Origin of the sequence: Bacillus sp. NPDC077411, from assembly GCF_044543425.1 — a bacterium.
Classification (GTDB): Bacteria; Bacillota; Bacilli; order Bacillales; family Bacillaceae_G; genus Bacillus_A; species Bacillus_A bruguierae.
Map to the genome: position 1 here is coordinate 21865 of NZ_JBITWA010000019.1, position 25697 is coordinate 47561.

Consider the following 25697-nt stretch of genomic DNA (forward strand, 5'->3'; position numbering starts at 1 on the left):
TTAACGTATTTTCGAAAGAAGTCCCTATCTTCAAGCGCGTGACGAGCAAGAGCCCCGCGGTAAGGTGGGGATGAATTTCGGTTAGGCATCGCCTAACTGATTTGTAAGAATTGCAAATTGTTCGTATGGTGTATACATTCTATATCTGATGCCTTCACTTGCTTATAAGATTTCACAGGATTTTGTATATAGTGTCCATGTATATCTTGTGCGTATACCATTTTCCCTGTAAACCCTGCCACAAATCCTACTTGTCCAAATACTTTCACTTTATCACCTAAATAGATTCCATTTACATGCGGTGTGTTTTTCTTGTTCCGTTTTGCACTTGTATTCTTTGTTTTCCTTCCTTTTCTTGCGGTTGCTTCATGTAGAGAACGTTTTTTCTTTCTAAATTGCTTGATGCAAAATTCACCGCTTTGATCATATCCTTGTATTTGTGTTGGATTAGTAATCGCAATCGCGTCATTTACATGTGTTTTTGATAAACCTAATTCTTTTCGTTTCAATGTTGTGTAGCTCCCATACGTAATGTCACAATCTAAACGATTCATGATTTGTAAACGCAGTATATTCATAAAAGCAGTCTCTTTATATTGTTTTGGTTTCTTGAAAGTGTGTTTAAGTTTCCCTTGATGGAATTTTTGATGACATTCTTCATGTACTGTGACAAGGTTATCTGCTATATCTGAGCCACCATTACAGCGTTCGATGATATGATGCGTATGCAAAATGCCACCTTTCTTCTTACAAATTTGACAGGTGTAATTGTCTCTTGCAAATACGTAATATCTCGTATTCCAAAAGCCCAAAGCATCTCCTTGTTGATATGCTGTTCCATGTATATCGGGATTTTTTAGCTTTTGTGCATCAAATTTTCCTACTTCGACAATCACTTTTGGAGATGGTAATAATGAGCAAAAGATTTCAATCCAATGAATTTGGTTATCCACCCTACTTTGAATCGATGGAGGTAACCATCCCTCTTTCTTTTTCCGATTGAGGAAACGTGCTTTGCGATACCTTGTTTTTCGTTGTCTTCTCCCTCTGCGTAATGTAGCTCTCAATGTAAGGTTTTCTTTGACGTCCTGACGCAACTGGATGATCCCTTTTGTTAATACTTTGTCTTCAGTGGTAATTGCAATGCCGATATGCTTTGCACCACTGTCAATACCGATTGTGACGGGTTGCACCGCTTCACCTGTTGCATATTGCAATTGAATTGTAAACGGAGTGTATCCAACAATCTTTGCTTTTCCTTGTTCGAGAAGAATTCGTGCCCTGCGATGACTGCAAGGCATGAGCGGTTCTCCCCTTAAATTTTTGACAAATACACATATGTTTTGTCCCTCCTAAGAGTTTGTTTCCCTTCGCCAATGTTTGTAGATGTTGGCAACTTCTTATAAAAGAAGGCTTGTGGTTGACCGTTCCTTCCCAATCAGAACTGTTACAGAGCCACCATAGAGCCAAGAACTAGGGAATCATTCTTGGGTATGCAACCTACGAACGGAGTCCACAAAAGACTGAGGCTAGACAACCAAGGCTTCTTTCAAGCCTCCACTTCAAAACGTGTTAGCGTTTAAGTGGTGGGTAGTTGACCATGAATGTTCTTGTATCATTTTATTACAAACGCCTAGAATAAATGATGACTGTTTCTTATCACATAGTTAACTTCACGAAAAAGGTCATCACTTGTTTTTCCAGGGTATTACAAATTTATCGTAACTACTCAGCCATACATTTCATTTAGAAGTTTGGTAAGGAGTATGATTCCAGCGAAAATACGCTTCTTATTACCTATAGAAAGTTATTTTCATTTTTCATCATATAGATTGCTATTATGAAGATAAAAATGGCAATGCACCTTGCTATCTTTCTTTGTTTTAAAACTTTGCGCGTGGCAGGAAAAGGCCCTGACCACTCCTATACATAGCCAGTCCCTCTCCACCATTTAGAAAAATGCTGTTCTGCCTTTTTTTCATAGAGGAAATGAGTAGTTACAATTTATCTACATCAGTTATAATCTTCTTGAAGAACACTATATATTTCTAAATCAACAATTCCCTTCCCAGACCATAATGTAGCTTGTCTTAATAATCCTTCCTTTATAAATCCGTTCTTTAAAAGCACTTTCTTTGATATATCATTTGCTGGCATAACCTCAGCTTGTATCCTATTTATATGGACATCCTCGAATAAAAACTTTACAACTGCATGAACCGCTTCAGATGCAATCCCTTTCCCCCAGTATCCTTCAGCTAAAAAGTATCCGATTGTGACCATATTTACCTTTCGATTAAAATCCATCGCTTCAATAATTCCAACTAATGTATCACTATTATTCTTTTGAAAAATTCCCCACTTAATTCTACTCTGTTTGTTATAGTCTCTCTCAAAGTGTTGAATCATCTTACTTACCGTCTTCAAATTGTGTTTCGGGATAATTCCGCAGTATTCAAATACTTTATCGTTACTATAGATTGCATATACGTCCTGTAAATGAACATCTTCAATCTTCTTTAATACTAAATTCGTAGATTCCAAAATCGGAAATTCTTCAAAAACTATTTCTAAATCCATGTTACTCCCCTTCTTTATAAGAATTAAGCTTTATTTTTGAAATATTTGATCGCTTGGATAAGTAGATGGTAAAGAATTTATATAATCCCAACTTATAATAGTCGCACTATCTCTTCCATGCTGCTGGTGTACATGTTGTAATGCTTTTTCAATACACTCGGTTAGCTGGATATTCTCTTTATTTGCATAAAGATCAGTATATAAATTAAATGGTTTTTCGTAATATTGTTCCCCGCATTCTAATAGACCATCTGTTACCATTACAATACGGCTATGCCCTGTTCGCAACTCTCGAACTCCAGATGAATAACAAGGAACTGGTAATGAAAATGTATTGATAAAGCCAACCCATTCATAGAAGTTTCGTTGATTCAGAGTGTACTGACCTAATTTATGTAATTCATCATGCAAAAGATATACTAAACAATCCCCAACGGATAACCACCAGAGATAATTTGCTTTTCGTACACAAATTAAACAAGCCGTCTCTCCTTTTATACGCTGACAAGATTGTTGAAATGATTCAGATTGAAAAACAGATAATATATGTCTTTCCACAGATTTAAATACTGTTTCTATCGGTTCGTCTAACAAGACTTTTAGATTAGAAAACTCATTTTGCATCGTTTGCACTAATAATGCTGTACTTTCCGCGCTATAATGAGCATCTAAAATCATAGCGAGTTCCCAGTCGTTATGTGCCCATACTAATGCTCCGTCTTCGTTCTTTTTAGCACCAGCGGTTTTGTTTCCGCCATATCTCCCGATGATTACATTGCTGCATTGATCAATTTTTATTTGATCGATACACATCTCTTTATTCCCTACCCATGAAAACTGCTGAGGTTTATCCATTATATTCATATTCATTCACCAAATACATTTTAATCCTTTCACATAATTGTTCGATTTCTTTTTCTCTTCCTAAAGGCGCCCCTGGCCAAGTTGCAACTTTTGTTGGAGACCAAAATTCTTTCAGAGTGTTCGGATAGCGCGGAATAAGATGCATATGCATATGCGGTACACCATTTCCAGATACAAATGCATAAATATGTTCTGCACCTTCGCATTCTTTTAAGGCACGACTCACTCTACTAACAATGAGCCCAAATGCCTGCGCTTCTTTTTCGCTTAATTCGGCTAATCCTGGTGTATGTCTTTTCGTATCGATCATTAGATAGCCTAAATATGTTTCCTCTTCCTCCCAATAAACATGTCCAACATAGACAAAGTCATCTTCGTAAATGACACCGCCTGGTACGGATATATTTCCTTCATGTTTCTGACAAATAAAGCAGTTTTGATCATGAGAAAACATACATGTCCCTCCAATTCTTAAAATCGAAAAACGTATAACATCCTTGTTTATATGTCACTCATCGTCCATTACAGTTGATTCTAAAGCCTCGTTTCTCATTTCCAGTATAAATTCATTCAACACATGCTCTCTTCCACCGTTTTTTTCGTACCAGTCATGAATTCGTTTCAGGTGAGCCTCGTCACTTCTAATTTTGGATTCAATTTCTACATAATCCTCGTAACTGTCATATTCCCATATAGCAAAAATTTCAACGGTATCATTTTCATTATCCTTCATCCATCGACCTACTAGCCGTGAACCATATTTCAATTGATTCGGTAAGTTTGTTTCATTAAAGTGCCTGTTAAAAATCTCGACAAACTCGCTTTTTACAATATAAAACTTTCGTCTATAAAACATAAAGTCCCCCTTGTCGATGATAATACATTGCCAATTTAAGATTTTAAGATTTCTACCAATCGCTCTAACGGCAGTTCATGTACTTTTCTCCCTTTTTGTCCTGTTATAGTTTCTGCCATACACATAGAATTAACAATTGCTTCTTGAACAGATTCAATCGCTGCTTCAAAAATAAAATCTAACTGTTCTGATGGAAACATATTGATAGGATAAGGTGTTTCATTATCGTAAGAATAGCAATTCCCAGTTGAAAAAGTCAGGAAGAAGTCTCCGCTCCCTTCTTCTCCAATACCACCTAATTTAGCCATTGCTAGCGATGCTCTTTTTGATATTCTTTCGCATTGTGAAGGTAATAACGGTGCATCCGTTGCTACTGTAACGAGAAGAGAACCTGCATTTTCTGGGGTACTCCACGGTAATGGTACTTCCATTTCATTTAATATACTGCCAACAGGTTTATGATTCATAATAAAATCTTCTCTTCTACCAAAATTGGTTTGTACAAGAGCACCAACTGTGTAAGTCCCGGATTCACATTCAATAATGCGAGAAGAAGTACCGATACCGCCTTTAAATTCAAAACAAATCATTCCTGTACCGCCGCCAACATTTCCTTCTTCGATTACGCCAGATTTAGCATGAAGGATTGCTTCTTCTAAATCTTCGTATGTCATGGATGTTTTTTCTAAATCACTTAACCATCCATCCCACGTCTCTGCTACTATTCCATTTGAGAAAGGCTCTAAATTTTCGATTCTTCTTGTAACACGTGAAAGAAAATGATGTGCTAATCCAAGTAAATGACTACCAGTAAAAACAATCGGTGTTACTAAAGTACCTGTTTCATCAATCCAATGACTTCCTGTGAATTCACCCGTTCCATTAAAAGAAAAAAATCCTGCTGGAAAGTGCGATCCAGCTAGATTCCCGTTGTTAGGTAGAATAACGGTAAGTCCGGAACAAACATCCTTATCTAAAATCGTTTTGTGACCGACGATTACACCCTCTACATCTGTAATCGCATTACATGTTCCTGGTTTTAATTTTCCAATATTAATATCTAAATCTCTTAGTCTTTTTCTTTGCATTGTAGACCCCTTAAATAATATGTATTTTATATATTAATACGAAGAAATATATAATATTTTCATCTTATTCCATAAATTGAGAAAATTCAATTGTTTTTCATTCTAAAAAAGAGGTTATTGAACAATATGGTTCAATAACCTCTCACTACTTGCGCTTTAACCTTTTGAATTCCACGGTACCGTGCATAGCGCAAACCGTGAAGTTCTTTATATATGCGAAACTTAGTGGACAAACAGAACGCAGAATTTCTCCTCTCATGGACAAGCACTGTTGCAACTTTGAAATAAAGTTTGATTATTTTCTACTTATTCTGCTCAACAATCATGCCCTTTCATTCAGTTTTTAATCATTATTATGGAGAAGAAAATGTAACTAAATCTGCATCCGTTAGCCTAAATAAATGTGATTACATCCTCTCGATATAAATACTCTTGCTTATAAAGTGAAACTTTAATCAGTGGGGGTTTTCTTCATCCCCCACTGATTATTAGCCCTCACCAATCGGGCTTTTACGGGCAGTTTATCTCCCACCGAACATTCTAGCCACTGGAACTGGACAATACTCTCTCTGAATCTTGAGGTGGGGGTCTTACTGCCCGTTAATGCAGGATAAAGGGCATTTTAACCTATTTTTTCCTATAATCCGTTCAATTATTAGTGATCAATCAATAACTAATAATTAATTTTAAATAAATCATTATTCTATGCTTATAGTTTTAGTCTTGATTTTCACTCTCTGCCTTTTTATTTTTTTCCATTAAGAAAGTTAATGTTTCTTTTAACCCATCTTTATAAGGTGTAGCTACAATTTTACCTATTCTATTTTCATATTTTTCTCCGCTTAGAGTAAATCCTTCTTCTGTAAGATACATTATTTCTACTACTTCCTTCATAACTGGATCAAACAATCCACTTATACGAATTGCATTTTTATTTAACGGAATAACTAATTTTTTATTCCCAGTAATTTCACGTGCAAGTTTTATTATTTCTTTCCCTGAAATCAAACCAGCACCAGGTATATTCCAATTCTCTCCATAAGAGTCATCTTTGTTTGCTATTTCCACAATCATCTTTGCGGCATCTGGTAAATAGACATATTCTCGTGGTGTTTTTAGATTCCCAATAAAAATAGAAATTTTATTTCCTGCCATTCCAGTTAATGTAGGGTGTAAATAAGAGTTCTGAGAAGTTATACCATAATAGTCCGGTAACCTAGCGATTAATGCTTTTGCATGTTTCCATTTCTTATCAAATATTAAATTTTCAAATCCCACCCTAATCTTCCCTTTTTTTGTATGAGGTTGTTTTGGATGATTTTCATCTCCCTTAGCTACTTGTCGGCCGTAAACATATATTCCATCTACAATAACTATTTTCTTACCTAAAATATCTGCTGCCTTCATTACATTTTCTCCAAGCAAAAGGAGCTTCTCCGCCATTTCATGATATTGAACATTCGCACATTGGAATATGACATCTGCATCTTTTGCGGCTTCTATGATGGTCCTATAATCGAAGATATCCCCCAACTTATAAGTTAACAGTGGTGTAGAATCATGCTCTTTCATTAATTCTTTTAATTTATTTTCTGAACGTCCGAACGCAATAACCTGTATATCTCTGGATAGCAATTCTGAAACAATTGCTTGACCTGTTCCACCTGTTGCTCCTAAAACAATTACTTTTTTCATTTTATAAATCCCCCTTATATTAATTATTTATTTATTAATCAATAACTAATGCTGCAATAAAAAACCGAAATGAATCGGTTATCTTATTTTGTTCAGTTATGAATAAGTTCTGGTAAATCTAAGTAATAGGAAATGTTACAAAGTATTCCTCTAGCTAAGAAAGTTGTTACCTCCCTTTCTCCATTTGGAACATTCGCTAATTGGAACCTCTCCAAAATGTAGCTTCTAATACGAGACAAACCAATTTTTGTACAATTTCTTATTGCATCTTCTGTAACTGAAAGTCCTATCACCTGCAAGGCAATTTCATTAGGGTGTGATATAGATAATTTTTCATATGCCTCAACCATTTTAATAACGATTTGCTCGGGGCTTGATTCCACATTTTTAAACGTTTGAAGTATCCTTTCGAATGCCCTATCCAAAGCTGCGACAAACAACTCTTCTTTTGTTCTAAAAAATCTAAATATATAAGGCTGAGAAATACCAGCTTTTTCTGCAATTAATGCTGTAGTGGTATTATAATAACCTTTTTCTGCAAATACCTCTAACCCAGCTTCAAGGATTTCTTCCTTTCGATTTTCCTTGCTCTGCTTCATTATATGTCAACTCCTTCAAATTTGTTATTGATTGATTACTTACTCAAATAATAACTCATTCCTATTTAAAATTCAATGCCTCAAGGATTTCTTCCTTTCGATTTCCCTTTTTCTTATTCAGTGGCCTTTTTCAGTGGCTTTGCATTTGCTTGCTCCCTTTGTTTAAACCTCGCATGTGGCAGAAAAAGGTCCTGACCGCTTCTATGCATGACCAGATATTCTCGCTCACATAAAAAGAATGGTTTTGTTGGGTTTTTAATTTGGATTTATATAAATTGTTTTTTAACAGCATGAGAGGTTATTGAACAATATGGTTCAATAACCTCTCTTCAGCTTTAACCGATAATCCCATCTACAATGCCATATGCTTTCGCCTCTTCTGCGCTCATAAAATAATCCCGTTCTGTATCGTTTGCTACTTTCTCAACTGGCTGTCCTGTTTTATCGGCAATAATTTGATTGATATGTTCTTTTAATTTCAAAATCCGTCTTGCAGAAATTTCAATTTCAGTTGCTTGCCCTTGCGTTCCGCCGAGTGGCTGATGAATCATAATTTCGCTATTTGGCAAAGCAAAGCGTTTCCCTTCTGCTCCCGATAATAACAATAACGCTCCGAACGAGGCTGCTAAACCAATGCAAATGGTTTGCACATCCGGCTTAATATAATTTATCGTATCTAAAATGGCAAAACCCGCAGAAGTTGAACCACCAGGACTGTTAATATAAATAGATATATCCTTCTCTGCATCTTCTGCCGTTAGGAATAATAATTGTGCCACAACACTACTAGCAACTTGATCATTAATTTCTTGCCCAATCATAATAATTCTATCCTTTAGTAACCTAGAATAAATATCATACGAACGTTCTCCAAGTTTCGTTTGTTCTATCACATAAGGAATCGCATTCATGAAAAATCCCTCCACTATTTTAGTTTAAGCAGCACATAAGAAACAGTTGTAAGAAGATTTTTTGTGTAATAAAAGTAACGGTTGTTGTAGTGAGATTTTTGAAAATTGCAGTGTTGGTATGAGTTTTACTAATAACTCTGGCCTTTGTTGCCGAATTGCTTTTACGAGTATTTCAGTTTCTTCTTCCATATCTTTTGAAGATACAAGACGTTCCTCTTCTTTGATCGTTTTCAGTTTGTTACGTGTTCGAAACAAAGAAGCTTTTACTGCTCCTTCTGACATAGAAGTAATGGCCGCGATATCAGCTAAGCTATATTCAAACACATCCTTTAATAAGAAAATAACAGTTTGCATTTCATTTAAACAAGATAGCATCGTTTCGATTAAAGCATATAATTCAGCAACGTTTTCATGTGGTTCATAAGAAGCTTCTTTATTACTTTCTTTTTCATATGCTTTTGTCCGCATTTGATCCAGCCATTGATTGCGAGCTACTTTGTACAGCAACGTTAAACAAATGCTTTGCTTCCATTCCGTATCCGTATATTTTTTTAACACTTTACAAATCGTTTCTTGTGCGAGATCTTCTCCGTCCCATGTGCTTTTTGTTAAAAATGTACAATAACGCTTCAGTTCCGCATAATGTTTAATAATGATAGATCTATTTAATTGTTGCATTTCTACATTAGATTGTGAAATCATCTTTCTTTTTGTATTCAAAGTGATCACTCCTTTTAAGCGCGCTTATTTAATAAACGATTAACTAAAGAAAAAAGTTACGGGAGTTATGAATTTTTTTAATAAGTTTTTCATCTAGGAAATATTGCTGCTCTTATGTTTACCTTTTACAGGGTAAGGTGATAATTATGTTATTCATATTTTATATGAGGAGAGTGTAAAATGCCAAAAATAACCGTTCCAGGAAAAGGAACTTTTGAAGTGGAAGCAGGAACAAAATTAGTATTGGCGTTAGAAGATAATGGTGTGAACATTCTTCATCGCTGCGGCGGGAAAGTAAAATGTACAACTTGCCGTGTGGAAATTTTAGAAGGTGACTTTTGTGAACCTGATAAGATTGAAAAGTCTGCATGTGCTGAAAAAGGTGTAGAAGATCATTTACGTCTCTCATGTCAAGTATACGTAAATGCAGATATGACAGTGCGTCCTATTTTAACAGTAGAGACATCAGGAATGAACGCTGGACCAAGACCAGTTGAAGATTAACTATATAATTTTTCAATATGTAAGTCGCTGCTATGCAGAATACAATATGACCACTACTTGCTTTCTCCCTTTGTTTTAAACCTTGCATGTGGCAGGAAAAGGACCTGACCGCTTCTATGCACGACCAGATGCTCTCGTCCACATAAAAAAGAAAGATGTTTTTATGCCATTTTTTCAATTTGTATTTATATAGTAAACGCATTATAAACTTCATTCTCAGAAGAAACAACTCACGAAAAAAATATATCCATTTTAATTTTTCGGCATATAAGTCGCTGCTACGCAGAATCCAACGTGACCGCTACTTGTTTTCTCCTTTTGTTTTAAACTTTGCATGTGACAGAAAAAGCCCTGACCGCTTCTATGCATGACCAAATGCTCTTGCCCGTCTAAAAAGAAATCGGGTTTTTATGTCGGCTTTTTAATTTGTATGTATATAGCTATAACTCTAAAAGTAACATTGTACATAACATGCTTTTAGAGTTATAGCTTCTAAATTCATTTCCTTCTTAATTAAACATCTATCCTTTCTTCGTATAACTCTTTTGGAATTTGTTGAATTAAAGGTGAACATATTCCTGAATAAAAAATCCATAAGTCATGTAGGGAGCGAGTACATCCGACATATAACAATTTGGCATCTTGTTTTGTTTGTTTATAGTGAGTTGCATCTACATCGATAAGTAGTACTGCGTCGAATTCTAATCCTTTTGCTAAATAAACAGGAACGACTGAAATGCCACCTTCATATTTGCTTTGATTAGCTTCTATTATATTTGTAGAAATACCAGCTTCTATGAGTTTTCCATATATCTCACGGCATTCTTCCTCTGTTCGTCCGATAATCGCAATCGTTTTTACATTTTGTTCTTGCATAGTTTTTATAGTAGATAAAATAGATTGAAATTGATCTTTTGTTGAGACGACTTTTACACTTTCACCGCTGCGAAACACAGGATTAGCAAGACCTACTGGAATATTTGCTGTTTGAATCACTTCATTTGCAAAATAAATAATTTCTTTTGTTGAGCGATAACTTCTTGTTAATTCATAGTACTGTGCATTTTGATTAAATACATCTTGAAACTGTTTCCAATCATCGATACCTTGATACTCATGGATAGCTTGTGATAAATCACCTAAAATAGTAAACGAATTACCAAGTGTTATTTCTTTTAAAATGGAAAGTTGAAATGGTGAGAAATCTTGCGCTTCATCAATTACGACATGATGAAATTTTTGTCCAAATTTTATGCCCTCTAGATAGTGATGAATATAAATGAGCGGTGCTAAATCTTCTAATGCCACTTCTTTTTTTCGGCAGTTTTTTGCTGTTTCTTGGACAAGTTCAGCTGGCAACATACTTAAAATATCATCCTGTTTCATTAGCATACTGTAAAAGGATAGTGCGGTCATCTTCGGCCAACATTTTAAATAACCATTCAGTCTTTGCGTTGCTTGTTTTTTCAGTTGTTTCTTTTTATTTGTGTCTGAAATCATCTTGAGTTCCATCTCAATCCAACGCTTCATACGAGCTACAATTCGCTCTCTTCGCTTTCCAACTGGATAGTGTTTATATTCTGCTTCAAACCATTGCTGAATTACGTTTCCTTGTAATACTGAACCATCCCAAGCTTCAAAATCTTTCGTTGGCACTATGTCTTTCTCATAGCACGATAGACTTTGCTTAATAAAGAGTTGAAACTCGATTGATCCTTTTAATTTACCAGCCATAATCTCATGCTTGTTTTTATGAATGGAGAATGCTTGTTGTAGTTGTGCATCAGTATTCTTTACAAAAATACTATTTTCTAAAGTATGTAATGCCCAGTCTTGAAACGTAGTTTGATGAATATCACCAATACCAAGTTCTGGTAAGACACTGGAAATATAATCGAGAAATATACTGTTAGGTGCAAAAACAATCATTTTCTCAGCCTTGAGCTGCTCATGATATTGATAAATTAAAAAAGCAAGACGATGCAGAGCAATCGTTGTTTTTCCACTACCTGCAACACCTTGAATAATAAGAGGAACATTTTTTTCAGCACGGATAATATCATTTTGTTCTGCTTGAATTGTTGAAACAATATCTTTTAATTTGTTATCTTTATTTTCCCCTAAGCGATAGAGAAGAAAATCATCTGCTAGTGACAGATCCTCACTTCCCCTTACATATGTATCTACAACACGTTCAAGTATTTGCTTCCTAACAGCAATATTGCGTTTTAAGTGAACAATTCCTTCAACGATTCCTTCTGGAGAATCATAAAAAGCTTCATCTTCTCCTCCTGTAAATGAATAAAACATACTGGCAACAGGCGCCCGCCAGTCGACAACGATTGGTTGCTGCGTTTCTTCATCAGAAGCACCAACTTTACCAATATAAATAGGCGCTGGCTGTGCATGCCCTTCTTCCTGAAAATCTAATCGTCCAAAATAAGGTTCCTCGCTGGCAATGCGTAGTTTTTGACGACTAGATTCTCGCATAGTTTCAAGCACTTGTTCTGTAAAATTTTCTCCATGATAAACTGGGATACTCTCTAGCTTATTCAATTGATGATTAATTTGCGAAAGCGTATGATTTAATTTCTCTAACTCTAGTTCATAAATGTCTTTCATCTTCGTAATTCCCTCCCATTCGTTGAAATTTTCAGTCGAAGATTAATTTTATTAAAAAGGAAACCTATAAGTCAAGTGTTTAGAAGGGATTTTCAGAGAAAAAACGAATAACTATACTATTTATAAGTGATATATCAACAACATTTTATATCTTTTTTGTATAGGTATTAGCAAATTTGTTAACATTTTTTATACCACGTGTATTATACGTGCTATTTTTTTGCAAACAAACCAGAATATAATTACCAGAATATAAAGGAGCTTTTTTTGAATATTACTGTACTAACTGCAAATTCTATTGATGTTACAAAATAATTCGATTTGGAGGATATACATATGCCATTAAGAAATTATACAGTTTTAAAAGGAAAAGCAGTTGATACGGACATAGCCAAGTCAGGAAAACCACATTTCGAAATTCATATTAAAGATGACCAAAAACATGATTACAGAATTGCTGTTAACATTGAGTCCGGATCCCGTCCATCGGAAGTTCTTTATTTTGCTAGTGAGAATTTCAACTCAGAACAAATCACAAAATTACCACAATTAAATTCTGGATTTACTTCAATAACTAGCGACAATAGGGATATTGCTTTAGATTATGTTAGAGGAAAGTTATTTGACCATACGAAAATGATTCCTCTTCCTCATGATAAGCCAGGAGCTAATAACGATTTAAAAGAAAAAATAGAAGGCTATATGGATGAAGCCATGAACAAAAATGCAACTTTATATGCTTTCGGTGAAGCATGGGGACCAGAGGAAAATGAGCCAGATAAATATTTTAATTTTGTCCCTGGTAGCGGTATACATGACATTCATATGAATCAAGGGAATATCGCTAGATGGAAATCTGACGACGGAATCTGGCAAGATGGCGGCATTCTAATTCACTTTGAAGAAGAGAATAGATGGGTAGGAATATTTTTAGCATTCCAATCTCAATCTTGGTGTACAGATTCAAATGGACATGCTATTAAACCTGTAAAAGATTGTAGTTATAATAATCCAGGTCATTAAGCCAAGACTAATAAGGTACACACCCGTACCCATTAGGCATCCCTTCTTCAGTCTCAACAGACTAAAGTCCATAATCAAAAGGAGCTATCTCTCTGAGAATAGCTCCTTTTAAAAGTCACTAAGTTATTTTTCGGGAGTTTACTAATTTTTTACTCCTGTCTGTTCAATGATGCGCTTCATCGCTTGAATTTGTCCTAAGTGATTAGCTTCATGCATTAATGTAAGGCCGGCTAATTCTCCGAAAGTTTCAAGTCCCATAAATGGTTTTTCCAGCGTTTCATTTAACCGTTCAGCAGGAATTTGTTGAAGACGAACTAACTGATCCTTCAACTCGATAATGAGTTTATCTACGGTAGGTACATCTTCTTTCCAATCAGCCGGCTTTGTACCGTTTCCAAATAATTCGATATAATTTGCAGGAAGATAGGTCGTTTTATGCGGAAAGCCCAGCATAAACTGTTCAGCAACCGTTAATACATGGCCGATATGCCATTGGATCGTGTTGTTAAAACCGTCTGGCTGCACATTTACTATTTCCTTCGAAAGTGACTCCACATTTTTAATAAAATAACCTCTTGTTATCTTAAGGTGTTTAAATACTAGTTTATCCATACCTTACTCCCCTTTCAAAATTCCTTCATTCCTTAATATATGAAAAATCTTGGTACATTAGAAGACACATAAAATAAATATTGATTCTACTTTATACAAATCCGTCATTACTTGTAAAGAAAAATGGTTTCATACATGTTATTCCCTCTTACTATCACACTACTATTTCTTCATTTGTAAATAAGCACGAATCATAAAATAGCTAATATAATCAGGAAGTTGTTCCTTAATGGCCTTCAATCCACCCTCAGCTTGCTCTATAGCGGCCCCAATCATAGATTCATATTCTTTCGGAACAAAACTTGACCAATCTACTTCCATTCCTTCTTCAAAACAACGAATTAAATGATTTTCTACAGTTTGCAAAGACAGTTCTCGTGCATCGGCAATATGAGAAAGTTCTTTCCCTTGTTTATACATTTCATATGTAGCATGATGAGAATTTTTCATTGCCTTTTTTGACTGTTTTCGTTCTGATATAACTTCGGTTGTAATCATCGCATCTATATCGGGATGCTGTTCGAGAAAATTTGTGATAACTTGTAAAAATATATTTCCATATTTATCAAGTTTATGATCCCCAATTCCTTTTACTCCTAGCATTTCCTCTAGTGTTTTCGGTAGTTTTGCACACATATCTTGCAATGTTTGGTCAGAAAAAATAACAAATGGTGGTACCCCTTCTCCTTGGGCAATTTCTTTACGCACATGACGTAACTCTTCGAATAATGGATGATCTTTCACTATTTGTTTTGTTTCTACTCTTTCTTTCTGGAAAATAAGTTGGTTCCCAAGTAAAACATCTTTTCCTTTTGCTGTTACTTTTAATGTCGGATACGTGCCATGTTCAACTGCAATAAGTTCCTCTGAGATTAAAAACTCAATGAACTCACTAACCTCTTTTACACTTTGATTTGATAGAAGTCCGTACGTTGGTAATGTATGAAAATTAAATTCCATTACCTTTTTATTTTTTGATCCTGTTAATACTTGTGCAATCATTTGCTTACCGAAACGTTGATTTGTTCGAATCATACATGACAGTACCATTTGTGCTTCTTTTGTAACATTGACACTATTTCGATCGTCTGTACAATTGCCGCAGCGGCCACAATCTTGTTTTGGCTCTTCACCAAAATATTGTAGAATGAATGATTGTAAACAATTCTCTGTATGGCAATAATCTGTCATATGCTGCAATTTTTCTAGTTCATTAGAAAATCGAGACGCTCCTGTTGACTGATCAATTAAATATCTCTGTACTTGCACATCTTGCGGTGAATACAGCAAGATACATTCACTATCTAATCCATCACGTCCAGCACGTCCTGCTTCTTGATAATAACTTTCCATATTTTTTGGAAGTTGATAATGAATCACATACCGAATGTTCGACTTGTCTATTCCCATCCCAAATGCAGATGTCGCAATCATTACATTTACTTCGTCTCGTAAAAAACGTTCTTGCTGTTCATTTCGGTCGTTATCATTCATACCAGCATGATAACGTGCGACAGAAACGTCTTCTTTATTTAATTTTTCATACAGCCCATCAACAACTTTACGCGTTGCTGCATAAATAATTCCCGCTTCTTTTTTGTTCTGACGAATATACCCTGATAAAAAAGCATCACGGTCCTGTCCCTTCACAACAGAAAACGATAAATTTTCTCGTTCAAAAGTTGTCATAATTGTATTCTGTTCTGCTATGTCTAAAGCACTACAAATATCTTGTCGGACTTGCGGCGTTGCCGTTGCCGTCAATGCGAGTACGATTGGCTGAACTGGAAGATAATCAAGTACACGATGAATATGTAAATAACTCGGACGAAAATCATGTCCCCACTGTGAAATACAGTGTGCTTCATCAATTGCAATTAACGGGATTTTCATATCGATAAGTTGATCAACAAAATCAATCGAATCAAGGCGCTCCGGCGCAATATATAACAATTTATAATGTCCTTGTTTCGCTAGCTGAATGCGCTGATTTGCTTCCGTAATTGAAATAGAACTGTTAATGTATGTTGCTGGAATACCATTTTGTGTTAAGGTATCAACTTGATCTTTCATAAGGGAAATAAGGGGAGAAATAACCAATGTTGTTCCCTCTAATACTAATGCTGGAATTTGATAGCATAAAGATTTCCCGCCGCCTGTTGGCATAATACAAACGGTATCTTTTCCATCCAATATATTTTTAATTGTTTCATCCTGCCCTCTACGGAATGACGAGTAGCCAAAATAAGAAGCTAAAAGTTCTTGTGCTTTTGTAAACAAAAAAGATTCACCTGCTTTTCTTAGTCTTTCATCTATTAATATTATACCATTAGTCAAAAGTCATTGTACTCACTACTTCACTCCAACACCTCGCATGCTTATGAATAATTATTAACAACTCATGTAAAGCTAGAGAAAACCACTTTTAGCAATAACATTAATGAAAAAATGATTAATATCAAAATAATCATTCGCTATTTGCTATGATTATTCCTATTGCTATCTAAGTAATAAACATAATTTTTGAAAACAAATCACATATATATACTATTTGCTTCTCCAACATAATGAACAGATTCTTCTCCAAATCCACTTTACCCCTTTACATTTAACATATATCGATATATTTTATTAGTATCTTTTTTTATACCGTATTAATAGGCAGTAAGACCCCCACCTCAAAATTCAGCAAAGGCAAAGGAATTAGTTGGGAGATGTGCTGCCCGTAAAAACCAATTGGGCGGGCTAACCATCAGTAGGGGATGAAGCCCCTCCACTGCTGAAAGTTTCACTTTATATTTATAGGAGGCAACATATTGATTAACGCAATAGGTATCGCTTTTATTCTTTCTAATAAGCCTGAAAAGAAGAAAAAAGTTTATCTTAATGATAGATTTGCACTAATAGACATTTTTGAATCTAAAGATGTATATGATTCTGAAGGTAACCCACTAGTAGAGCTAACATGTAAATATAGCATTTATTTGGATGAAAAATACTATTGTAAATCTCTCGAAGACTATACCGGACAAATATTCCCTTTCCTAAAGGAAAAAATCGGAAAAGGCCTTGTTAGAAATTTAAATTATTACTCTTCATATATTGATATGTACGATAAAAAACCACCCGTTAAAGAGATAAGAAATCTTATGGAGCGAGTGATAAACTATTACTAACATTTAGAACTTTAAAATAAGGGGGTATCCCAAATGCCCCTTTATTTTTCAATAACTACTTATGAATCTTCCTCATAAATCAAATTCTATTATCTTTTACTGAATCTCCTTATGATTTTCAACTGCCTTCTTCAGCTTCTGCAACATATACCCAATCCCTTTACAATCTTCTAATGGATAAGAAATGATCTCTTCTGGATATAACTTTATCACTACTTTTTTATGCTTCTTGCCTGCAAGCAGAACAATTTTATCAAAGTCTAGTAAGTCTTTATCCATCATCTGTTTTTTTAGTTGTTCTATATTCATAATCTCACTACTTTTCGAATGAAAAGCAAGATCATAGTTTTCTTTCACTATATCGGTTGGCAGTAAAAATCCATGCTTTGCAGATAAAATAACCCAGTGTGTAAAAAATTGAGAAGCATACGCTTGGCACGCTTTTCCGAATGGACTAATGTACACTTCTCTTGCTTCTGTCGGCCCCTCATCAGGGCACTTATCCCAAATCTTCTTTTTCCCACATGGGATTATACATAGTCTTTTCATTGTTACCTTCTTACCTCTTTTCTCTTTCACTCTTATATAATCTGCTTCATTCTTTCATTATTGCTTTTAAATATTAATTAGCAATAAAATCATAGCATTTTTCATTCACAGATAAAAATATCAGGTTTTTCTTTTCTGCCTACCCAATTTCCATCTTTCCTATATGAAATATTAAAATAACAGACCTTAATATCCGAAATTTTATGCTTCCTTAAAACAAAAAAAGAACAAGTAGACTGTATATCTGCTTGTTCTTTCCTTTTCGTCCAAAACTTCTCTTATAGAGTTTGGAATGTTTCTGTTAAAACAGGAACGATTTGTTTTTTACGTGAAACAACACCTTTTAAAGTAGCTGTGTTGTTTTCTAACGTTACATTGTATGCTTTTTCAACAACTTGCGTTGCTTTACCGATAGCAAGGCCAACAGAGTCGTTTGTTAAAATATCTGTTACAACGAATAAGAATAGGTCTAATCCTTTTTCTTCTACTACTGCAGAGATTACTTTTTCTAATTCTGCTTGGTGTACAAGAACGTCATTTGTATCAACAGCGTTTACTTGTGCAATTTCAACTTTAGCATCGCCCATTTGGAATTCTTTTGCGTCAAGAGAAATTAATTGTTCCATTGTTTTACCGCTTAAATCTGCGCCAGCTTTTAACATTTCTAAGCCGTAGCTTTCCGCATCTACACCAGCGATTTCTGCTAATTCACGAGCTGCTGCTACATCTTGTTCTGTGCAAGTTGGAGATTTAAATAGTAAAGAATCAGAAATGATTGCAGATAACATTAATCCTGCAACTTCTTTACGAATTGCAACGCCGTTTTCTTTGTACATTTTATTTAAAATTGTAGCTGTACAACCAACAGGCTCACAACGGTAGTATAAAGGGTCGCTCGTTTCAAAGTTAGCAATACGGTGATGATCGATTACTTCTAATACACGAACAGACTCGATATCATTCGCACTTTGTTGACGTTCGTTATGATCAACTAAAATAACATTGTCCACTTCGTTTGCAACTGTTTCAACAAAACGTGGTCCTTCTACTTTGAAATAATCTAAAGCAAATTGTGTTTCACCGCTGATTTCACCTAAACGAACAGGCTCAGCATTCATTCCTAATTCTTTCTTTAGCTCTGCATATGCAATTGCAGAACAAATTGCATCTGTATCTGGGTTTTTATGCCCGAAAATAAGTATTTTTTCCATGATTTCACCTCTCTACAAAAGGATATCTTAAAGGACAGGATATGACAATATTTTAGGCGAATTTTTTTAGAAATAATTACAGTTTCTTTTGGATTTACGTGAAAAATAGAGACTCTGTACCGATATATAAGACTATTCCGTCTAAAAAAAGTCCAATATCAAAGATTGTATTAGATTTTATAAGAAGCTTTGAATACATAGTTGGAATAAAGCATATTTTTGAATATATAAACTTATTTTTTGTGAAAAGGAGGTTTATGCGCATGCCTTATTTAAAACTTGATAATGATGTGAATATATATTATGAAGATCAAGGACAAGGAACCCCAATTATATTCGTACACGGAGTCTGGATGAGCAGTCGCTTTTTTCATAAACAACTACCGCATTTTAGTAAAAATCACCGCGCGATTTCACTGGATTTACGAAGTCATGGCCGTTCTTCACATGTTCAATCTGGGCATACCATTGCAAACTATGCTCGCGATCTACATGCATTTATCAAAAAATTATCTCTTGAGAACGTTGTATTAGTTGGTTGGTCTATGGGGGCATTTGTTGTTTGGGAATATGTAAAACAATTTGGAGAAAGCAATGTGAAAACCTCTGTTATTGTAGATGAATTAGCCTCTGATTTTAAATGGGATGATTTTCCTATTGGAGCTTTTGATTTCCCTGCCCTTATTCATATTATGCGGGAAATGCAAATGAATCGAACCGGCTTCCTACAAGAATTTATATCATTAATGTTCAAACATCCTCTTTCTGAAGATGATTTTGAGTGGATATTAAAAGAAGTAACTACAATTCCAGAGTCTATTGCAAGTGCTATTTTGTTCGATCAGTCTGTTGTGGATTATCGAGACTACCTAGATCAAATTACGATTCCTACTTTACTTTGTTTTGGTAGAGAAGAAAAGCTCATTCCTGTTGCAGCAGGCGAGCATTTACACAAGCACCTCAAAAATTCTCAACTTATCATTTTTGAGGATAGTTGTCATTGTCCATTTTTAGAAGAAGCGGACCGCTTTAATAATATAGTAGATAATTTCATTCAATCCGTAGATAGTAATAAAACAACCCCATGATGAAGGTGTTTTGGTCTTTTAATGCTTTTGTTGACGTAATTCTTCCATACATTTCTGTACAAGTGTAACAGTATGACTCATCGCAGTCCCGCCAACAAATACTGCTGCAACGCCGCATACTTTTAAGAGCTCCTTATCAGAGCACCCTTGATCAATGCAACCTTTATACTCTTTTACAAACATAAAAAAAACAACTGCTGAGATTGTTACATCTCAACAGCTGTTTTTTATTACTCATAAGAATTATTTAAATTCGCATACGCGATAATACCTTCTTCATCATGTAATTCAAGCTGTAATCTTGCAGCAAATGGATTAATGTTATATTCCATATCAAGCCATAAGCGAAGTGCCTCAATTAAATTTGCCTGAATTAAAATTTGCTGACGACCGTTTACTTCTACTTCTGCCGAGAAACCATAATCGTCATCGTACATCAGTTCCACAGACACCTGTTCCGGGGCAACTTGACGTTTTTGTGCAATATATACACAGAGTGCATTGATTAGCTCTTGTTCAGAGATTTTTATCGTTTCCATGCAGCTTCTTCCACCTGTTTCTTACGTTGATTTTTAAAATATTTGAATGCGCGAACCGCTAGCATTATAATACCAGCCATTACTAGCATATTCACCATAAATGCTAATACAGAACCAAGAGCTCCCATGTTAGCAAATAAGCTTCCCATTAATAAACCACCAAGACCACCAAGTAAAAGACCTTTCATAAAGCTTCCTTTATTACTTTTTGGTGCCGTATTTGTTGCTTTTGTTTTTGAATCTGTTGTTTTATTTGCATTTACATTAGAATCTTTTTTGTTCAAATCTACTTTTGATTTTTGTGTTTGACTTGAACTTGGAGTAAATGATTTTTTACCAGATTTGTAGCTTTTTGCGTAAGCACTATCTACTGATACGAAACTACTAGCAGCAAAGACAAACATAAACGCTGTCAATATTGTAACGATTTTTTTTAACATATACGATTCATTCTCCTTCTACTATAAATGTATATAACATCTATCATTCTCTTAAATTATGAAAAGATAGATTGTTTTTAAGGTGTTTTAAAAGGTTCTTATGAACTTATTATATGAACTTTTTCTATAATAATCAAGAGTAAATTTTTATGATTGTTAATTTGTTCAACTATAAGAGAAATTATAAAAATACAATTGACTTTACATATAGCAATGCATAATATAAGTTCATAAGAACTTTTATATTATTGGAGGTGAAAAGATGGAAACATTTCATCTCACACGAAACGAAATGGCGATGCTCCTTCTTTCTCTTAGAGGATGGGATACAAAAAAGCCTCTTGCAATTTTACAAGAAGCCTGGGCAAAGTCACATAAAGAAGATATTGAGAACGGTCAAAGTTTTACAGCTATTATTACAACTGCACTAGCACCTATTTTCGAAAAGCTTATTAAAATAGAAGAAACGGATATTGGATTCTCTTTAAATGAAATTGTAGCTCTTGGGAATCAAATTGAAAATACTAACTTTTCTGTTACCGCACTGCAAAACTGGGTGAAACGCGATATAAAAGAAATGATTGGTTCTCCGCAAAAAGGAAAAAAATATTCAATTGAACAAGCAGCCTTATTATTTATTGTAGAAGATTTAAAAACAGCGCTCGATTTTGACTCCATTCGAAAGTTGTTAAAGCTTATCGTGAATGACCCTGCCGATCGTAATGACGATTTAATTAACCCGATTCAATTATATGTTTTTTACTCTTCTCTATTTGAAAAATTAAATCAACGAGGTTTCATTCAATTCAATACAACGAATACAATTTATACCATTGAACAAACTATTAAAGAAAATGCTGATCAGTTGGCAGCTAAAATTGAGCATATAAACAAGGAACAACGCGAAGCAATTCGAAATGCAATTGTTATTGCAACGTTATCTGTTCATACTGCTTATGTACAAAAATTAGCAAAGCGCTACGTATCAGCTACGTTGTTTTTACAGCACTTAAATGTGAATTAAACCTGCGCAAACCATATATACCCGAAAACAAATGTTATCGGGTATATATGGTTTCATTGTTTGTACGCCAAAGTACGATCCCACTTATCATATAAAGAATGGAAGCAACATAAAAAATCGTTCCGATTGTTAAAAAATCCACTAAATATCCTGTTAAAATAATAGCTATTGCTGCTCCTAAAGATGTCCAAACATGATATTTTCCGATTTCATACCCAGCTTCTTGACGTTCTACCTTTCTTGCAAGCGATGTTTTTTCTGCATTTTTCTGCATAGCTCCTAACAATCCCATCATAATTTGCAAAATATATACATGCCAAACTTCTGTAGCGATTGGAAAACATAGCATTAAAACAGCCATTGACCAGGAATATACGACTAACAGTTTTTTATCACCAAACCGATCAGAGACTTTACCGATTAGAGGATAGGAAAGCGCTGATGTTAATGCAAATAAACCATATGCCCAGCCAAATTGTGAAAAGCTGTTTCCTACGTTCCTTAGTAATAATACATAAAAAGGAAATACCATACTTCCTGCCATCATGATGAGACTTTGTGAAACTACAAATCTTGTATATGTCATTGACCATACTCCTTGTAAAATAGATTAACAAACCGTTCTTGTGGGTCATATTCCCTCTTTTTTTGAAAAAATTCATTTGAACGCGAGTAAGCTTTTTGTAACTGCTGTTTTTCCGGATATTGATAATATGGCAAATAGTAGCTTCCATCATGTTGTAAAGTAACGTTTACCATCTTCTGAATCACTTTTTTTGTTTTTTCTATTTCTTCTTCAGAACGTCCTTGATTGATAAGAAGGACAAGAGCAAACATATCCTCTTTCGCATATGATAAAACCGCACTTTCGTTTTTTGTCACATATCGAATTGTAATATTAAGAAGATTTAGTTCTTCACGTTCTAATATGCCTCTTAAGTCATCTATATAGATAGAAAAGTTATCAACTGGAATAAAGTACTCTTGTAAAATTTCTGTACGATTCGGATTTTCATATTCCATGAATGCACTATCTAATCTCATGACGTTATTACGAGTTTCATAGGAGCCATCAGTATGTTCAAAATATTTCTTTTGGATATTCCAAAACATTGTTTTTCCCCGGTCACTATACCTAGATAACCCAAGAAAAAACTTTGGCAGAGCAACATTTGTCTCTTCTTTTAAAGTACTATATTGCTCTCGCTTTTCTTGATCCGTAGCGAGAACGTAATTTGTCACGTACATCTCACGTAAAAATGAATCTGGTGCAACAGAAATACGCGCTAAATGCATACGCACACCTTCATCACCTTCTACATGTTTCTTAAAATAGGAAGTATATTCACGATAGTCTAACGTTTTAGTTTGTATTTGATATAGTTCATCTTCCGTTAACTTTAATGTTACATCTAGAATAACCCCGAATAGACCATATCCACCTATTACTAGAGAGAACAACTCTGCATTTTCACTTCTACTTACATTTTTAATGTTACCGTCTGCCATTAATAACCGAAATGAAGCAACGGTATCTATAAGTGCATCATGCCGAATATCTCGCCCGTGTACATTTGCACTTAAAGAACCACCAATCGTGAAGATATTTTGCGATTGCATAACTTGAATCGCAAGACCATATGGATTAATTACTCTTTGAATATCATTCCACGTTGCACCGCTCTGCACTCTTATTCTTTTTTGCTCCGGATTGAACTCTAATATTTTATTGTAACTTTTCATATCTAAAACAGTGCCATCCGGATAATATGTATGCCCCCCTTGCGTATGCTGCATCCCAGCAATAGAGAGTTTTTCATTTGAAGTATTTGCATCTCGAACAAATTGTTGTAACTTCTTTTCATCTTCAACACTCTCAATTCGCTTAACTTTTGTCGGAAGTAACCGCCCCGCATCTGCTATAACAGGTTGAGCTAATTGTTTTGTATATGAATGTATAGATACAGTTAGTAAACTTGTATATATCACTAGAGAAATTATTATCTTAGCGCTTTTCAATATATACTCCCCCTTTCAAATAAAGTGTAATATTACACTTTATTTGAAATTATATCATTTGTTTTCAAGTATAGAAAGCTATATTTTCATTAGTAAAGATATCTTTTTCATTTTTTTGTAGCCAATAAATAGCGCGATAAATAAAAAATCAGCACTTCATTATAAAGTACTGATTCCCCTTAAAAATTTACTTATTTCTTCTGCAAATTAAAGTTATGTTCTTCTCCATACCGTACCTCTTTTTTCATATTCCAGTCTTTTTTCAACAGAATACGCTACTTCAAAACCTACAAAACGTTCAATAATCCATAGAGCTAAATCGAGGCCGGAAGTTATCTATTCTTTGCCACTTCATTCAATCTTCTAATAACATAAAATTATTATGTAAACTATTTGCGGGTTTAAACAGGACAAAATTAATTTAAGGCTCCTATAAGGCCCTTTAAAGAATTTTATAGAAATTGAACCTTATCGTATTATTTTCTACTTCATTTCCTCTTAAAAACGAATCTGAAAGGCCATTTTTAATAATAATTGGATATTTTTGTATATAAAAAGACTTATCAACAATATGATAAGCCTTTTAGTTTTTCATCATGTACCGATCTAATTTTTCACGGATTGCTGAAGTAATAAAATCCTCTATTGAAATCTTTTCTTCATTTACAATATTTGAGATAGATTGATACTCTGATGAAGATAGTACAATGCTTTTCGTAACACTATTGCTATCTAAGTAAATACTATTATTGGGGCGTTTTGCTAATTTCCCTTCTATTATATATGGCATAAGAGAGTCGATCCACTCTTGTTGAATTTGTATTGGAACTTGAATGAGCGATTGGCGAATTTCAACGATCCAAAAATTGTGTTCTTCTGAAATTCGAAGGTTTCGTGGTGAGACATATTGCAATAAGAAATCAATTCGCTGAAAAATATCGCTTCGTAAATTGTGTGTTTTCAAAAAGCGAAACTTAACAAATTTTTGATGGTGGCTTCTTGGCTTGTCTGATAATTGATATGCTGCAAAAAAGCCCCCTTCTTTTGCCTGCTGCAATGTCATTTCATTTCCAAATTCATCTGTTACGATAATATCTCCCCGTTTTGGAATGGAGGTTATGCGGGCAATTGTATTCCCTTGTATAAACTTTTGAAATAAAACAACATTATATTTTCGAGAATATGTATAAAGACTATTGGTATCATCTAATTTTTCAGCCAGATTCTTTACATCTTCTTCTTGTACAAACTTTGTTTCTTTATTTCTATGCATTTGAATTGTATAGGACAACTTCTCTTCTTCAATCCATTTCCATAATTGATACATACTAATATGAAACTGTTTACTTGCTTGGTTTAATGTCATTCCTTCTATACATAATTGAGATTGTAATGCAGTAACCTCATTTTTTCGAAACAAAAAACTTCCATCCAATCGCCACGTATCTTTATTAATTGGCGTTAATTTATGTTCCTTCATTAATTTCTTAAATGTGAAATTTGAAATACGTAAATATTCTTTTACCTCATTTGTATCCATATATTGATCGTATGTTTGATCGTACATAAAAATAAAT

The 25697-nt window shown here is 34.4% G+C and carries 26 protein-coding genes; 5 read left to right on the top strand and 21 right to left on the bottom strand.

Going from position 1 to position 25697, the window contains the following annotated elements:
- Window positions 1–92: 92 nt before the first annotated feature.
- The 10 genes from iscB to ACIGHG_RS20120 form a co-directional block, all read right to left on the bottom strand.
- Complete coding sequence (gene iscB / locus ACIGHG_RS20075) at window positions 93–1340, bottom strand: RNA-guided endonuclease IscB (RefSeq protein WP_336474490.1); 1248 nt, start codon at window positions 1338–1340, stop codon at window positions 93–95.
- Between the two features lie 673 nt (window positions 1341–2013).
- Complete coding sequence (locus ACIGHG_RS20080; protein WP_336474459.1) at window positions 2014–2580, bottom strand: GNAT family N-acetyltransferase; 567 nt, start codon at window positions 2578–2580, stop codon at window positions 2014–2016.
- 30 nt (window positions 2581–2610) lie between these two features.
- Window positions 2611–3444 carry a PP2C family serine/threonine-protein phosphatase gene (locus ACIGHG_RS20085; protein ID WP_396550238.1) on the bottom strand — a complete coding sequence of 278 codons (834 nt, stop codon included), beginning with the start codon at window positions 3442–3444 and terminating at the stop codon, window positions 2611–2613.
- Window positions 3428–3898, bottom strand: a complete 471-nt coding sequence (locus ACIGHG_RS20090) for an HIT family protein (RefSeq protein ID WP_396550197.1) — start codon at window positions 3896–3898, stop codon at window positions 3428–3430. The genes ACIGHG_RS20085 and ACIGHG_RS20090 overlap by 17 nt, the downstream gene beginning before the upstream one ends.
- Window positions 3899–3952: 54 nt before the next feature.
- The gene (locus tag ACIGHG_RS20095; protein WP_336474461.1) at window positions 3953–4300 is read right to left on the bottom strand and encodes an NIPSNAP family protein; all 348 of its coding nucleotides are present in this window, start codon (window positions 4298–4300) and stop codon (window positions 3953–3955) included.
- A gap of 35 nt (window positions 4301–4335) precedes the next feature.
- A complete protein-coding gene (locus ACIGHG_RS20100; RefSeq protein WP_336474462.1) occupies window positions 4336–5388 on the bottom strand; it encodes a P1 family peptidase in 1053 nt (350 codons plus the stop codon).
- Window positions 5389–6105: 717 nt separating this feature from the next.
- Window positions 6106–7083 carry an SDR family NAD(P)-dependent oxidoreductase gene (locus tag ACIGHG_RS20105; protein WP_396550200.1) on the bottom strand — a complete coding sequence of 326 codons (978 nt, stop codon included), beginning with the start codon at window positions 7081–7083 and terminating at the stop codon, window positions 6106–6108.
- A gap of 92 nt (window positions 7084–7175) precedes the next feature.
- A complete protein-coding gene (locus ACIGHG_RS20110) occupies window positions 7176–7682 on the bottom strand; it encodes a TetR/AcrR family transcriptional regulator (RefSeq protein ID WP_336474464.1) in 507 nt (168 codons plus the stop codon).
- A gap of 335 nt (window positions 7683–8017) precedes the next feature.
- Complete coding sequence (gene clpP / locus ACIGHG_RS20115) at window positions 8018–8593, bottom strand: ATP-dependent Clp endopeptidase proteolytic subunit ClpP (RefSeq protein WP_090914748.1); 576 nt, start codon at window positions 8591–8593, stop codon at window positions 8018–8020.
- Between the two features lie 24 nt (window positions 8594–8617).
- Window positions 8618–9313, bottom strand: coding sequence for an RNA polymerase subunit sigma-70 (locus tag ACIGHG_RS20120; RefSeq protein ID WP_396550203.1), 696 nt, complete (start codon window positions 9311–9313; stop codon window positions 8618–8620).
- Between the two features lie 180 nt (window positions 9314–9493).
- Between ACIGHG_RS20120 and ACIGHG_RS20125 the strand changes: the two genes are divergently transcribed.
- Window positions 9494–9817 (top strand): 2Fe-2S iron-sulfur cluster-binding protein, encoded by a 324-nt coding sequence (locus tag ACIGHG_RS20125; protein ID WP_090914752.1) that lies wholly within the window; start codon window positions 9494–9496, stop codon window positions 9815–9817.
- A 513-nt stretch (window positions 9818–10330) separates the two neighbouring features.
- On the opposite strand, the gene ACIGHG_RS20130 is transcribed toward ACIGHG_RS20125, so the two are convergent.
- Window positions 10331–12439 carry a HelD family protein gene (locus tag ACIGHG_RS20130; protein ID WP_396550205.1) on the bottom strand — a complete coding sequence of 703 codons (2109 nt, stop codon included), beginning with the start codon at window positions 12437–12439 and terminating at the stop codon, window positions 10331–10333.
- Window positions 12440–12775: 336 nt separating this feature from the next.
- On the opposite strand from ACIGHG_RS20130, the gene ACIGHG_RS20135 reads away from it, so the two are divergent.
- A complete protein-coding gene (locus ACIGHG_RS20135) occupies window positions 12776–13462 on the top strand; it encodes a DUF2278 family protein (RefSeq protein WP_336474467.1) in 687 nt (228 codons plus the stop codon).
- A gap of 141 nt (window positions 13463–13603) precedes the next feature.
- Here the strand turns inward: ACIGHG_RS20135 and ACIGHG_RS20140 are convergent, their stop codons facing one another.
- Window positions 13604–14074, bottom strand: a complete 471-nt coding sequence (locus tag ACIGHG_RS20140) for a DinB family protein (protein ID WP_336474468.1) — start codon at window positions 14072–14074, stop codon at window positions 13604–13606.
- Window positions 14075–14236: 162 nt separating this feature from the next.
- Window positions 14237–16354: a DNA helicase RecQ gene (gene recQ / locus ACIGHG_RS20145; RefSeq protein ID WP_336474469.1), complete on the bottom strand. Its 2118-nt coding sequence runs from the start codon at window positions 16352–16354 to the stop codon at window positions 14237–14239.
- 536 nt (window positions 16355–16890) lie between these two features.
- On the opposite strand from recQ, the gene ACIGHG_RS20150 reads away from it, so the two are divergent.
- Window positions 16891–17250 carry a cytoplasmic protein gene (locus ACIGHG_RS20150; protein ID WP_336474470.1) on the top strand — a complete coding sequence of 120 codons (360 nt, stop codon included), beginning with the start codon at window positions 16891–16893 and terminating at the stop codon, window positions 17248–17250.
- Between the two features lie 96 nt (window positions 17251–17346).
- Here ACIGHG_RS20150 and ACIGHG_RS20155 read toward each other — a convergent pair whose 3' ends face one another.
- The gene (locus ACIGHG_RS20155; protein WP_336474471.1) at window positions 17347–17799 is read right to left on the bottom strand and encodes a DUF6884 domain-containing protein; all 453 of its coding nucleotides are present in this window, start codon (window positions 17797–17799) and stop codon (window positions 17347–17349) included.
- Window positions 17800–18077: 278 nt separating this feature from the next.
- Window positions 18078–19010 carry a manganese-dependent inorganic pyrophosphatase gene (ppaC, locus tag ACIGHG_RS20160; RefSeq protein ID WP_336474472.1) on the bottom strand — a complete coding sequence of 311 codons (933 nt, stop codon included), beginning with the start codon at window positions 19008–19010 and terminating at the stop codon, window positions 18078–18080.
- Between the two features lie 263 nt (window positions 19011–19273).
- Here ppaC and ACIGHG_RS20165 point away from each other — a divergent pair, with 263 nt between their 5' ends.
- On the top strand, window positions 19274–20098 hold the full coding sequence (locus ACIGHG_RS20165) for an alpha/beta fold hydrolase (RefSeq protein ID WP_396550209.1): 825 nt from the start codon (window positions 19274–19276) through the stop codon (window positions 20096–20098).
- 18 nt (window positions 20099–20116) lie between these two features.
- Here ACIGHG_RS20165 and ACIGHG_RS20170 read toward each other — a convergent pair whose 3' ends face one another.
- Genes ACIGHG_RS20170 through ACIGHG_RS20180 form a run of 3 tightly spaced genes read right to left on the bottom strand, consistent with a single transcriptional unit; the run spans window position 20117 to window position 21077 of the window.
- The gene (locus tag ACIGHG_RS20170; protein WP_396550211.1) at window positions 20117–20281 is read right to left on the bottom strand and encodes a carboxymuconolactone decarboxylase family protein; all 165 of its coding nucleotides are present in this window, start codon (window positions 20279–20281) and stop codon (window positions 20117–20119) included.
- Between the two features lie 47 nt (window positions 20282–20328).
- On the bottom strand, window positions 20329–20637 hold the full coding sequence (locus ACIGHG_RS20175) for a YxcD family protein (protein ID WP_306197517.1): 309 nt from the start codon (window positions 20635–20637) through the stop codon (window positions 20329–20331).
- Complete coding sequence (locus ACIGHG_RS20180; protein ID WP_396550213.1) at window positions 20625–21077, bottom strand: hypothetical protein; 453 nt, start codon at window positions 21075–21077, stop codon at window positions 20625–20627. The genes ACIGHG_RS20175 and ACIGHG_RS20180 overlap by 13 nt, the downstream gene beginning before the upstream one ends.
- Window positions 21078–21339: 262 nt before the next feature.
- Between ACIGHG_RS20180 and ACIGHG_RS20185 the strand changes: the two genes are divergently transcribed.
- The gene (locus tag ACIGHG_RS20185; RefSeq protein WP_090914776.1) at window positions 21340–22101 is read left to right on the top strand and encodes a DUF1836 domain-containing protein; all 762 of its coding nucleotides are present in this window, start codon (window positions 21340–21342) and stop codon (window positions 22099–22101) included.
- A 34-nt stretch (window positions 22102–22135) separates the two neighbouring features.
- Here the strand turns inward: ACIGHG_RS20185 and ACIGHG_RS20190 are convergent, their stop codons facing one another.
- The 3 genes from ACIGHG_RS20190 to ACIGHG_RS20200 all read right to left on the bottom strand — a co-directional run bounded on the left by ACIGHG_RS20190 (window position 22136) and on the right by ACIGHG_RS20200 (window position 25687).
- A complete protein-coding gene (locus tag ACIGHG_RS20190; RefSeq protein ID WP_336474475.1) occupies window positions 22136–22687 on the bottom strand; it encodes an MFS transporter in 552 nt (183 codons plus the stop codon).
- A complete protein-coding gene (locus ACIGHG_RS20195; RefSeq protein WP_396550216.1) occupies window positions 22684–24120 on the bottom strand; it encodes an FAD-binding oxidoreductase in 1437 nt (478 codons plus the stop codon). Before ACIGHG_RS20195 ends, ACIGHG_RS20190 begins: the two co-directional genes overlap by 4 nt.
- A 583-nt stretch (window positions 24121–24703) precedes the next feature.
- Window positions 24704–25687 carry a DNA-binding protein gene (locus ACIGHG_RS20200; RefSeq protein ID WP_396550218.1) on the bottom strand — a complete coding sequence of 328 codons (984 nt, stop codon included), beginning with the start codon at window positions 25685–25687 and terminating at the stop codon, window positions 24704–24706.
- Window positions 25688–25697 lie beyond the last annotated feature (10 nt).